This is a genomic window from Pseudidiomarina sp., from assembly GCF_048267825.1.
Taxonomy (GTDB): Bacteria; Pseudomonadota; Gammaproteobacteria; order Enterobacterales; family Alteromonadaceae; genus Pseudidiomarina.
Genome location: NZ_JBLWWR010000001.1, coordinates 154,339 through 165,878, shown reverse-complemented (window position 1 = coordinate 165,878; position 11,540 = coordinate 154,339). Strand labels below are relative to the sequence as shown.

Genomic DNA, 11,540 nt, shown 5'->3' with positions numbered 1-11,540 from the left:
TAAAAAAAAGCTTTAATTTCCGACACTATCGGGATGTTTGATCGCGTTAAAAACCTCAGCAAAAGTTGTTGCTCGCGGATATAAACGAATGGACTCACCCGTTACAGCCATTATCTTAAGAGAAACGGCGATACCACTAATACGGTTGTCGGTTGTAATTACAATAAAATCAGAACCTGCCGCTTGCATCGTTGCGGCAATGTCACCAATTTTGGCGGTTTTAATTTGTTGAGAACTTAACACCGGGATTTGGCTAATCGGGCGCATTAAGTACCCAACGGTTAACTCATGCCATGGCAGTTGCAATAAATTGGCAATCACACCACTGTGGCGGCCGTGCAGCTCGCGGGCCATGAGCACACCAACAACCTGTCTGTTGTCGTCTATTACAACGCCATAACGCTGTTCAGACGCATTAAATACCGATTCAGCTTCCAGTACAGGCATCTGTGGAGTTAACAGTACCAATGCGTTGTCATGCAGTTCATCAACAATGTAGCGTGCGCTTTGATGCCAATCTAAACGTTTCTGACGCAATTGTTCTTTGGGTAGCGGCAAAAAATGCGTGTGTGGGGACGATTCCCAATGTAATGCGTGGAATTCGGACATAACTCACCTCAATACTGATTGATTAATTTTGTACTTAAAATAATTAAATCAATCGAGAATTGGCGGAGCTCTGGCCTGGTTAGAAGAAACAATATAACTGAAGGCCGCAACCGCAGTACCAATTTCGAGTTGGTGAGAGTGAGTACTTTGGAACGGGTTCGCGTGTGTTAATAAAGCATAATCGGGCTCATCCAGCGAGTTGCGCTCGGATGAAACATTCAACTCAACGGCGGTTTGCTCCAGGTGGTAGCCGTCAACAGCACTAATCTCTGCCCGTGGCGCCAACCACAGCAAGGAAAATATGACTGAGACAATCCCAAAGCGTAACAAAGCCACGGCTAAACCGAATCTGTTTGTATGATGTAGTAAAGATATGGGTGGTTTAGATGTTTGACAAGCGTCAATAAAAAATAAATTGCAGAGGAAGTGGTGCCCGGGGCCGGACTTGAACCGGCACGCTGTTACCAGCGAGGGATTTTAAATCCCTTGTGTCTACCAATTTCACCACCCGGGCACATACTGTATTACCTGAGGTCTCTCAATGGAGGCGGGTCCCGGAGTCGAACCGAGATCCACGGATTTGCAATCCGCTGCATAGCCATTCTGCCAACCCGCCACTGAGTTTGGAGCGGGAAACGAGATTCGAACTCGCGACCCCAACCTTGGCAAGGTTGTGCTCTACCACTGAGCTATTCCCGCATCCAGTGCTGACGCATTCTACTGTCTATTTCGGCAAGGTCAACGACTTTTTCGCCTGAACACGTCTGTTTGCCTATTTTTAATCCACTTGGCTTAAATCTGACCATGCTGCGCGCAAATATTCGCCCATTGACCACAGTGTTAGAACAAAAGCTGCATAGAGCAATACAGTTGCCGTTACGATTACAAAGGTGTTGGCTTCCCAAATCAAGCCACCAATGGCCACCATTTGTGCAATCGTTTTGTATTTACCTAAATTTGATACTTTAACCTGGTCGTGTCGGCCAATCTGCGCCATCCATTCACGCAATGCTGAAATAACCAGTTCGCGGCTGATAATTGTTAATGCAGGTATACTTATCCACCACGTCGCATAGTGCTCAACAACAACTACCAGCGAGGCTGCAACCATCACTTTATCGGCAACTGGGTCTAAAAAAGCTCCGAACTTGGTAAATTGATTAAATTTACGCGCAACCCACCCATCAAGTGCATCCGTAAACCCAGCCACGGCAAACACGAAAGCGGCCCAAAAATGGGCCTCTTGGCCAGGTAAATAATAGATAATCAGAAAAACCGGAATCAATAAAATCCGGAAGCTGGTCAAGATGTTAGGAATATTCCACATCAGCACTATTGTCCTCTATTCATCACGAAATGCATGGTAGATAATTTCTGCCAGTTCGCGACTAATTCCCGGTACTGCAGTAAGTTGCTCAATACTAGCCTGTTTTACTTCCTGTAATCCACCTAGATTTTGCAATATTTTTTGTCGGCGCTTGGCGCCAATTCCAGGAATATCTTCAAGTTTTGATGAACGACGAACTTTAGCCCGACGTTGGCGGTGCCCGGTAATCGCGAAACGGTGCGATTCGTCACGAATATGCTGCACCAGATGCAATGCAGGCGCATCGCCCGCTAATGGAACTGTCGCGTGGCTGCCCGCCAAAATCAGCGTTTCCAGCCCTGGTTTGCGTGACTCGCCTTTCGCAACACCAATAAGTAATGGCGGGCGCACACCTTGCGCATCGCCCCAATCGTTAAAATAAGCTTCTGCTTGCGCCAGTTGGCCTTTGCCACCATCAATAAATAAAATATCAGGTATCGCAGCCTTCCCTTCGTCGCTTAAGAGAGCAGCGTCGAACCGTCGCTGTAAAGCTTGCGCCATGGCTGCGTAGTCATCGCCCGGCGTAATCCCCTTGATATTAAAGCGGCGATAATCTGATTTTTTCGGTCCCTGCCGGTCGAATACCACACACGAAGCAACAGTCTCTTGACCCATGGTGTGGCTAATATCAAAACATTCCATGCGCTGTATGGGGTGTTCAAGATCCAATACCTGTTCAAGCTGCTTTAGCCGCAGAACCATCGTGTTTTCTTGATTTAATTTACTTTCTATCGCATTCAGCGCGTTCTTTTGTGCCAGCACTTGATATTGCTTTCGCTCACCGCGAACGCTATGGGTCATGCGAACATTCTGCGCAAGCGCTTGCTCAAGAATCTGTAAATCGTGTTCAGGATCGAGTACCTGTGCCGCATTGGCTTCCGGTAAAATAATTTCACGTGGTAACCGCCGGCCAACTTGGTCATTCAAGTAAAATTGCAGCATAAACGCGAGCAAAATTTCAGAATCTTCAGTATTCGGCGGCACTTTGGGGAAGTAGCTACGGCTACCTTGCACCGCACCTTCGCGAATAAACAATAGATGCACTGCGGCAATTCCACCACGCCGTACAAACCCGATAACATCAAGTTCTTGTTGATTACCGGTAACAGCATTGCGTTCCTGCACTTTGCGCATCGCAGCTATCTGATCGCGGAACCGCGCTGCGCGCTCGAAATCGAGCGTTGTGCTAGCCTGCTCCATACGCGCAACTAACTGATCAATAACTTGTTGATTCTTGCCTTGCAAAAATGCTTTAGCTAAATCCACCTGCTCTTGGTATTCCCCGTCTGTGCAGTAGCCTTCCACGCACGGGGCTAAACAGCGCTTTAACTGATATTGCAGGCACGGGCGGCTGCGGGCTCGGTAATAGGAGTCTTCACACTGGCGCACGGGAAACAACTTTTGCATGAGTCGCAGGCTTTCTCGTACCGCCACACCGCTTGGGAATGGCCCAAAATAGTCACCTTTCTCTCTGCGCGTGCCGCGATGAAATGCTAAACGTGGGTGCGAATGATGGCTCACAAATATATAAGGATATGACTTATCGTCACGCAGCAACACGTTATAGCGTGGCCGGTACTTTTTAATAAAGTTGTTTTCCAGGATAAGCGCTTCGGCTTCGGTATTGGTTACCGTGACATCCATTGATGAAATTTGTTTTACCAATGTTTGCGTTTTGGGGCTGTCGACATTTTTACGAAAGTAGCTGCTAACGCGCTTTTTTAAGTCTTTGGCCTTACCCACATAAATAACAACACCCTCACCATCGTACATGCGATACACGCCAGATTGATGGGTCAGGTGTTGGATAAATGCTTTAGCATTGAATACGGAGTCAGTCATACCTTTGCGATTGGTCGATTTCAACAAGCCCTGATTGTATCGCAAGATGAGTCAATTCAACATCACCCGCTACACCTAGCTTCTGAAATATTCGATATCGAAAGGTATTTACTGTTTTACTGCTGATATTTAAATGCTTCGCAATATCAACCACACGAATGCCGCGGCCTAACATTTGCGTGACTTGAAGCTCTCGGTCACTCAGTGACTTCATTAAACGTCGGAAATTTTGCGACCGTGGGTTTTTAGCCAAATACTCAGCCACAGCACTGGCCACGTACATCTGGCCTCGGCTAGTATTCGCGCAGGCGCGTTCAAATTCCTCATAACTCGCATTCGCTAACAAAAACGCATCCACTGTGTGCGTATTGCATTGAAAATCGAGTACGTCCTGGAAGTTTTCCGCCCACAATATGAGTTGCAAGTCATTGTATCTTCGGTGCAGTCTTCGCCAACTTTCAATTGTCCCATCACCTGCGAGTCGACTGGATAAAATAACAGCTGCAAACGGATGATTTTTCACTTCATCACGTAATTCATTTATGGTCGAAACACTCGCTACTACGCGGTATTTTTTATTGCCCGAACTTAATGTTGTGTACATCCCAGATCGCAACAAGTCGCTCGGTATTGCAATGATAAAGTCGGTCATGACGACACATTCCTTGTGAGGTATCCCCTAGTGACGAATTCACTAGGTGAGTTCAGGTATGACCTATTTGTGAGCTAAAATCAATAACAAATTCATCGAATTACAGTATGATCATTAAATTTCTTACAAAATGATCAATGATTAACCAAACACCGTCACAGTCTGTCGGCTTATGGCGACTAACTTTGCTTCATCGTCCCAAATATGCGCATGCGTATGACCATATCCGTGTGCGGCATAATCGATATACGCAACATACTGCCACCAGTCGTGCGTGCTCTTTTGAGTGTCCAAAGGTTCTGGGAATTCAATTGTCCACGTTAATGAACTCGCCGGTGCTGGTTGCTGCAAATGTGGTAATACGGCTGGTGGCCAAGCATCAACCAAACCTAATAATAACCCGATAGTAATTGGCCGCTGTTCTTTGCGATAGCGCATCCAACCGCCGAATTCGCGCGATGTATTGCCTGAAAAAGGTAGTCCACCCACTGAAACAGCGTAATCATAATGCTCGGTGAACTCAGGCAGAATACTTACCTTGGGAAATTCCGCGCCCAGTTCACGGCTTGGTACATTTGCCTGAAGTGTGTCAGTCACTTGCACTGCGGAATCCCGTGATCGGCCATAGCTCGCTAAAGCAGATAGCACCACGGCGTCATCCTGAAGAATTTCAACAGCTATCTGAGTTACGTTCTTGCCTTCACGAAGAATACGCCGAACTAACGTCGCTTCACCGGGTTGCACGGGGGCAACAAAGGAAACGGTAAATGCGCGAAGGTCTTGTTCAGCACTGGCACCATAATGTGCATGTTGCCAGGCAATGGCTGCAGTAATACCGCCAAACAATGCGCGGCCCTGCCCCCATCCGTCAGGCAGTTGAATTAATTGCTCCGCGGCTGGCGTAATCTGGCTAAGTATCTCTGAAAACTGCATGTAACCTCCTTGACTGCATGATTCGGTATTCTAGCAGACGCAAAACGAAAAAAGCCCGCTCAAATGAGCGGGCTTTTCGAATGTGGCGGAGAGAGAGGGATTCGAACCCCCGGTGGGCGCGAACCCACGCCTGATTTCAAGTCAGGTGCATTAAACCGAACTCTGCCATCTCTCCGCGGTCTGTAAGGTGTGTGCCTCAAGACGAAGCGAATGATAAAGAGCTGAAACACGCTTGTAAAGGAAAAATTTAAACCAAATGGTTCGTTTGCTGTCATTTTATACAATCAGGCATGAATTTCGCTTGAAAACATTGCCTTTGGTACCCATTTATACGGTACACTCTAGGTGATTAACTTATTCGCTGAATAAGTCATTGAGAACAACACGGAGATATACATGAGTAACCAAGCTCACATTTCTACCGCTCAACGCGGTGAAACAGTTTTACAAACGAACAAAGTTTTGCGTAATACCTATATGTTGCTCGGTCTGACACTTGCATTCAGTGCATTGACTGCATTTTTGTCTGCCAGCATGGGGTTACCTCACCCAGGCTTCATCATTACGCTGGTCGGTTTTTATGGCTTATTGTTCCTCGTTCATAAAACCGCCAACAGTGCAGCAGGCTTAGTCTCCGTGTTTGCCTTAACAGGGTTCATGGGATATACCTTAGGCCCAATTCTTGGTTCAATCAGTGCCATTGGTCCGGCTGGTGATCAAATCATTATGACCGCACTTGGTGGCACCGCATTAACCTTTTTTGCCTTGTCAGCCTATGTGTTAACAACCAAAAAAGACATGTCATTTCTGGGTGGCATGATGACCGCGTTGTTCGTTGTGGTGTTGGTTGCCTTTGTTGCGAATATCTTTATGAACGTGCCGGCATTGAGCTTAACCCTGTCAGCCCTGTTTATTTTGTTTTCAGCAGGCGCCATTCTGATGCAAACCAGCGCCATCATTCATGGTGGTGAGCGCAACTACGTGTTGGCGACAGTAACCCTGTACGTTTCTATTTATAATATTTTCGTAAGCCTACTGCATATTTTAACTGCGTTCGGCGGCGACGAGTAAAGGTAACGTTGTGGCACGGATAGTTATTGCATTACATGCCGCACCTGCGGCTGACGTTCCGGCCCAAAATCGCAGCCTGTTAGCGTATCACTACGCACAGGCTGCGCTTGTTTCCGGCCATCACATTGATATGGTGTTTTTTTATAGCGCCGCTGTTGTGCACGCGCAGCAACCCGCCGAAACCCAAGCCGTTGCGCTATGGCAGGCATTTGCACACGAGCACAATATCCCTCTGGTGATTTGTAATACCGTTGCCGAAACAGGGTATAACATGAATGTCGATGAGCTTGTGGCACCCTTTCAAAACGGTGGTCTCAGCGAGTTCTCGATGGCTGCGGCTGCAGCAGATCATGTGATTCAGTTTTAACCTCGCGGACCCTAACCATCATGACACTCGCTGTAATTCAAACCCAAGCAAGTGATAGCCAAACAGCCTGGCATGGTCAGGATATGTTATTGGCACTTGCTAGCATGGATTTAAACCCGCAACTTATACTTACCGGTCATGGTATTGATTTATGGCTGCACAACGGTGATAACCAGCAGAATAAGCGTTCATTACACAAGCGCTACGCCATGTTGGAGCTATTCGATTGCCCGGCACCATGGGTTCATGAAGATGAACTGTCAGCGCGCGGCTTATCAGAAGATGATTTTATTGCTGCAATCAACGTGCTTGACGCCGATACCTGGCAGGCAAAAATCGCGCAATTAACCAAAGTACTTACCTACTGAGCGCCTATTATGATTGATTCTGTACCTGATACCCAGCCAGCGCCGGTGATGCTTGTGAGAACTTGGCCTAACCAAGAATGGCTTCAACGTTGGCTACTGCCAAACACCACATTGATTTTAAGCGAGCACGCATTATTGAATGTTGTTGCTAAGCCAGAATTGGTTGAACAATTGCCGGTTACGCCGTATGCCCTGCATGCAGAGCTGCAGTTACTTAATATTGACGAGTTACCTGCTACGATTGTTCAACTTGGCTCTGCACGTTGGGTTGAAATGACGCTTGAGGCAAGCAGTTACATGGTTTGGGATGAGCTTTGCAATGTTTAAGTTTAACGGTCGCGAGTATCAAACGGATAAGCACGAATATCTGGCTCATTTCGATGAATGGTCGCCCGAATTGGCGGAATATATCGCGAGCCTGGAAAACATCGAGCTGACTGCTGCGCATTGGGAAGTGGTCAATTTTGTCCGCGAGTTTTACCAAACTTACGATACCAGCCCCGCCATGCGGGTATTAGTAAAAGCCATTGGAAAAAGCTTAGGGCCGGATAAAGCCAACAGCATTTATTTGTACAAATTATTCCCTAAGGGGCCAGCCAAGCAAGCGACACGTATAGCGGGCCTGCCCAAGCCCGCCAAATGCATTTAGACAGCCCCGAAAGCTCGCAGCGACGTTATTCCGCTGCGATTCGAGTAACCCCGCCCATGTATGGCTGCAAGGCCACCGGCACGGTCACAGAGCCATCTTCTTGTTGATTATTTTCCAATAGTGCAACCAAGGTACGGCCAACCGCTAAACCCGAACCGTTCAACGTATGCATCAGTTCTGGCTTGTTTGCACCTTTACGACGGAAACGTGCCTGCATGCGACGGGCCTGGAAATCCTGCATATTTGAGCAAGAGCTGATTTCCCGATACTTTTCCTGGGTTGGCAACCACACTTCTAAATCATACGTTTTCGCAGCGCCGAAGCCCATGTCACCCGTACACAACAGCATTTTTCGGTAAGGTAGCTCCAATAACTGCAGTACTTTTTCGGCATGCCCTGTTAGCTGTTCCAACGCGTCCATTGAGTCTTCTGGCTTCACCAACCACACCAATTCCACTTTATCGAACTGATGCTGACGAATTAAACCGCGGGTATCACGACCGTGCGAGCCAGCTTCGCTACGAAAACATGGAGTATGCGCGGCATACTGCAGGGGAAGCTGGTCTTCATCAGCTATTTCGTCGCGCCAAAGATTAGTTAATGGCACTTCTGCTGTGGGGATTAGCGACAGCGCGACCTGATTTTCTGTAGCGCCCTGCACATGAAATAAATCCTCACCAAACTTCGGCAACTGCCCTGTTCCGAATAACGTGTCATGATTCACCAAGTACGGCACGTAAGTTTCTTGATACCCGTGTTCTGTGATGTGTAAATCAAGCATAAATTGGGTTAGCGCACGGTGTAGCCGCGCTATTTGCCCTTGCAAAACAACAAAGCGCGCACCCGCCAACTTAGAACCCAGCTCGAAATTCATACCGTCGTTAATGGCACTTGCCACGTCAACATGATCGCTTGGCGCGAAATCAAAACGGCGTGGCTCACCCCAACGGCTTACTTCCTGATTATGATCTTCATTTGGCCCCAAAGGCACTGATACATCAGGAAGGTTAGGCACACCAGCGATAATTTGCTGCAGCGCATCCTGCACCGTTGCTAACTCTGCTTTCGCCGAGTCAAGTTGGGCACCTAAATCATCAACAGCGGCCAACAATGGCGCAATATCTTCGCCTTTCGCTTTCGCTTGACCAATTGATTTCGAACGGGAATTGCGTTCAGCCTGCAAGGTTTCAGTACGAACTTGCAAGTCTTTGCGCTGCTGCTCTAAGGTTTCTAAGCGTGATACATCCAGTTCATAACCACGTGTGGTTTTGAGGCGTTCTGCCGTTTCAGCGAGTTCACTACGAAATAACTTAGCGTCTAACATGAGTTTCCCAATCGATTAAATTTATGACTTCAGCCACAGCGCCAACAGCACCGCAGCAATACATCCAAAAGCATTTAAGCAGGCATAGACCAGCGCTTTTATATAATCGCCTTGCTGCGCAAGTAATACCACGTCCAGCGAAAAGGTTGAAAAGGTTGTAAAAGCACCTAAAACACCAACACCTAAAAAGAGCCAAAGTTGTTGGTTTGGCTCTGCTTGTTGGTATTGCGTAGCAAATAACAAGGCCAACAAAAATGAGCCCGTTATGTTAACGATTAGCGTCGCGAAAGGAAATATTTTGCTGAGATTAATTAACCACATTCCCATGCCGTAACGTGCCACGGCGCCAATCGCCCCGCCCGCAGCAACCCAGAATAAGTTAATCATCATCGCCTCGCTGCCAATCACTGTTTTGATGTTGTTGCTGCATCCACTTTAATTTTTCGTGCAGTTGCTTTTCTAGCCCGCGCTCAGTTGGAACATAGAGCTGTGTGTCTGCAATTGCACTTGGTAAATAGCGCTCGCCAGCCACAAAGGCGCCCGGATAATCGTGCGCATACCGATAGTCTTTACCATAGCCATCCGCCTTGTGCAGCGCGGTTGGGGCGTTGGTTAAGTGTTTGGGTACTGGTAAATCTGGATAATCTTCTGCGAGGCGTTTCGCGTGATTAAACGCTTGATACACTGCGTTGCTTTTGGGTGCCATTGCACAGAATATAATGGCCTGCGCAATCGCCCGCTCGCCCTCGGCTGGCCCTACCCGTGTAAAGGTGTCCCATGCATTAAGCGCCAGTTGCATGGCTCTCGGATCGGCATTGCCGATGTCTTCCGAAGCGATAGCCAGTACACGACGCGCCACAATCAATGGGTCACCACCGCCATGCAGAATGCGTGCGTACCAGTACAAGGCACCGTCGGGTGACGACCCACGCACTGACTTATGCAACGCCGACAGCAGTTCATAATAGGCATCGCCCTGCTTATCAAACAACGCCTGCCTTGAACCAACGGCTGCTTGTGCCAGTTCTAATGAAATCACGTTATCGGTGGCTGCATCCGCACATATTTCTAAAAAGTTCAAAACACGCCGGGCATCACCTGCCGCCGCATGAATCAGAAAATTCCGTGCGTTATCACTAAGCTGCAACGGGCGTTTGCCGAGCCCTCGTTCTTGATCAGTTAATGCTTGCGATAAAACCTGTTCAATTTCTATATCGGCAAGCAGTTGCAAGCGATAAACACGGGTTCGGGACAACAAAGCATTATTGAGCTCAAATGCCGGATTTTCTGTGGTTGCACCAACAAAAATGATGGTGCCGTTTTCAATATGAGGAAGAAACGCATCTTGCTGGCTTTTATTAAACCGATGCACCTCATCAACAAACAACACTGTGCGCTGTTGATGGCTTGATGCTCTCTGCTTTGCGGCGTCAATGGCAGCGCGAATGTCTTTTACACCTGCCGTAACAGCACTAATTCTGTCGAGTACTGCAGCGCCGCTCATGGCCACCAGTTCTGCGAGCGTGGTTTTTCCAGTTCCTGGTGGGCCCCAAAGAATCATTGAATGCAAAAGCCCCCGGCTAATTGCTTCATAAAGCGGTTTGCCAGGGGCCAATATATGTTGTTGCCCAATATATTCGTTTAGTGCTGTTGGCCGCATGCGTGCGGCCAACGGCCTAAAGTCAGGCTCCAATTCGAATTCGCCGTTAGCGTTGGTCATCCAGATCAATCCCTTCCGGCATGTCGAATTTAAAGAGTTTACCGTCAAGTGCTTTATTGAGATGAACCTGCTCTAAATCAATGGTGCTAATCTGACCTTGCCCATCATCAAGAATAATGCGCTGCAACTGAGCCGGTGCGCCCTGCTCGGCAAACACCAACTGCAAACTTTGGGCGCTTGCTGCGCCTGCTTTAGGCTGCAGTGAAAAGCTGTTGGCTTCGCTCTTTACATCGTAGTCGCGCCAAGCTTGACTATCGCCATCCAGTAACAGCAGCAAGGGGCTCTGCGCCACTGCTTCAGACTGGTTGTATACCGTAACTTGCTCCACAAATGGATTGTAATACCATAGGTTCTGGCCATCGGCGACCATCAAGGTTTCGTCGGGTGCGTCAGTTTGCCAATACAATAGATTGGGGCGAGCAATTGCCATGCGCCCATGCAACTGCTGCACTAATTCGCCATTTATATCCGTCACCTGTTGACTAAAATCGGCTTCTAACGTGGTTAAACCTTCCAGACGCTGCAATAATGCCTGGCGGTCGGCTTCACCGGCTTCGGCCGGAAACCAAGTTGCCGTAACCAGCGTTGTTACCGTAACGCCAACAGCTGCTAACAATTTCAATGCGTTCATGTTGTGTA

15 protein-coding genes and 4 tRNA genes are annotated in these 11,540 nt (G+C 48.0%); 5 read left to right on the top strand and 14 right to left on the bottom strand.

Annotated elements, in window-relative coordinates; translation table 11 throughout:
* Positions 1–12: 12 nt before the first annotated feature.
* The 10 genes from ACN0UN_RS00860 to ACN0UN_RS00815 all read right to left on the bottom strand — a co-directional run bounded on the left by ACN0UN_RS00860 (position 13) and on the right by ACN0UN_RS00815 (position 5,577).
* Complete coding sequence (locus tag ACN0UN_RS00860; protein ID WP_417658292.1) at positions 13–609, bottom strand: hypothetical protein; 597 nt, start codon at positions 607–609, stop codon at positions 13–15.
* Positions 610–657: 48 nt separating this feature from the next.
* A complete protein-coding gene (locus ACN0UN_RS00855; protein WP_417658291.1) occupies positions 658–945 on the bottom strand; it encodes a hypothetical protein in 288 nt (95 codons plus the stop codon).
* Positions 946–1,036: 91 nt separating this feature from the next.
* Positions 1,037–1,123, bottom strand: a tRNA-Leu gene (locus ACN0UN_RS00850).
* A gap of 28 nt (positions 1,124–1,151) precedes the next feature.
* Positions 1,152–1,225: transfer RNA gene (locus ACN0UN_RS00845), tRNA-Cys, on the bottom strand.
* A gap of 8 nt (positions 1,226–1,233) precedes the next feature.
* Positions 1,234–1,308 (bottom strand) — tRNA-Gly (locus ACN0UN_RS00840).
* A 79-nt stretch (positions 1,309–1,387) separates the two neighbouring features.
* Complete coding sequence (gene pgsA, locus ACN0UN_RS00835; RefSeq protein WP_417658290.1) at positions 1,388–1,936, bottom strand: CDP-diacylglycerol--glycerol-3-phosphate 3-phosphatidyltransferase; 549 nt, start codon at positions 1,934–1,936, stop codon at positions 1,388–1,390.
* A gap of 15 nt (positions 1,937–1,951) precedes the next feature.
* On the bottom strand, positions 1,952–3,817 hold the full coding sequence (gene uvrC, locus ACN0UN_RS00830) for an excinuclease ABC subunit UvrC (RefSeq protein ID WP_417658289.1): 1,866 nt from the start codon (positions 3,815–3,817) through the stop codon (positions 1,952–1,954).
* Complete coding sequence (locus tag ACN0UN_RS00825) at positions 3,810–4,469, bottom strand: LuxR C-terminal-related transcriptional regulator (RefSeq protein WP_128351505.1); 660 nt, start codon at positions 4,467–4,469, stop codon at positions 3,810–3,812. The genes uvrC and ACN0UN_RS00825 overlap by 8 nt, the downstream gene beginning before the upstream one ends.
* Before the next feature lie 141 nt (positions 4,470–4,610).
* The gene (locus tag ACN0UN_RS00820; protein WP_417658288.1) at positions 4,611–5,402 is read right to left on the bottom strand and encodes a thioesterase family protein; all 792 of its coding nucleotides are present in this window, start codon (positions 5,400–5,402) and stop codon (positions 4,611–4,613) included.
* Positions 5,403–5,485: 83 nt separating this feature from the next.
* Positions 5,486–5,577: transfer RNA gene (locus ACN0UN_RS00815), tRNA-Ser, on the bottom strand.
* 221 nt (positions 5,578–5,798) lie between these two features.
* Between ACN0UN_RS00815 and ACN0UN_RS00810 the strand changes: the two genes are divergently transcribed.
* From ACN0UN_RS00810 to ACN0UN_RS00790, 5 genes are read left to right on the top strand one after another with little or no spacing between them, the layout of a single operon-like run.
* Positions 5,799–6,473 carry a Bax inhibitor-1/YccA family protein gene (locus ACN0UN_RS00810; protein WP_417658287.1) on the top strand — a complete coding sequence of 225 codons (675 nt, stop codon included), beginning with the start codon at positions 5,799–5,801 and terminating at the stop codon, positions 6,471–6,473.
* Positions 6,474–6,483: 10 nt separating this feature from the next.
* Positions 6,484–6,840: a DsrE/DsrF/TusD sulfur relay family protein gene (locus ACN0UN_RS00805; protein WP_417658286.1), complete on the top strand. Its 357-nt coding sequence runs from the start codon at positions 6,484–6,486 to the stop codon at positions 6,838–6,840.
* 20 nt (positions 6,841–6,860) lie between these two features.
* Positions 6,861–7,208 (top strand): DsrE family protein, encoded by a 348-nt coding sequence (locus tag ACN0UN_RS00800; protein ID WP_417658285.1) that lies wholly within the window; start codon positions 6,861–6,863, stop codon positions 7,206–7,208.
* Positions 7,209–7,217: 9 nt separating this feature from the next.
* Entirely contained in the window at positions 7,218–7,535 is a 318-nt protein-coding gene (locus ACN0UN_RS00795; RefSeq protein ID WP_417658284.1) for a hypothetical protein, read from the top strand.
* Positions 7,528–7,857, top strand: a complete 330-nt coding sequence (locus ACN0UN_RS00790; protein WP_417658283.1) for a TusE/DsrC/DsvC family sulfur relay protein — start codon at positions 7,528–7,530, stop codon at positions 7,855–7,857. The genes ACN0UN_RS00795 and ACN0UN_RS00790 overlap by 8 nt, the downstream gene beginning before the upstream one ends.
* A gap of 25 nt (positions 7,858–7,882) precedes the next feature.
* Here the strand turns inward: ACN0UN_RS00790 and serS are convergent, their stop codons facing one another.
* Genes serS through lolA form a run of 4 tightly spaced genes read right to left on the bottom strand, consistent with a single transcriptional unit; the run spans position 7,883 to position 11,532 of the window.
* On the bottom strand, positions 7,883–9,181 hold the full coding sequence (gene serS, locus ACN0UN_RS00785) for a serine--tRNA ligase (protein ID WP_417658282.1): 1,299 nt from the start codon (positions 9,179–9,181) through the stop codon (positions 7,883–7,885).
* A gap of 21 nt (positions 9,182–9,202) precedes the next feature.
* The gene (gene crcB, locus ACN0UN_RS00780) at positions 9,203–9,571 is read right to left on the bottom strand and encodes a fluoride efflux transporter CrcB (protein ID WP_417658281.1); all 369 of its coding nucleotides are present in this window, start codon (positions 9,569–9,571) and stop codon (positions 9,203–9,205) included.
* Positions 9,561–10,901, bottom strand: coding sequence for a replication-associated recombination protein A (locus ACN0UN_RS00775; protein WP_417658280.1), 1,341 nt, complete (start codon positions 10,899–10,901; stop codon positions 9,561–9,563). The genes crcB and ACN0UN_RS00775 overlap by 11 nt, the downstream gene beginning before the upstream one ends.
* Positions 10,888–11,532 (bottom strand): outer membrane lipoprotein chaperone LolA, encoded by a 645-nt coding sequence (gene lolA / locus ACN0UN_RS00770; RefSeq protein ID WP_417658279.1) that lies wholly within the window; start codon positions 11,530–11,532, stop codon positions 10,888–10,890. Before lolA ends, ACN0UN_RS00775 begins: the two co-directional genes overlap by 14 nt.
* Between the last annotated feature and the right edge of the window lie 8 nt (positions 11,533–11,540).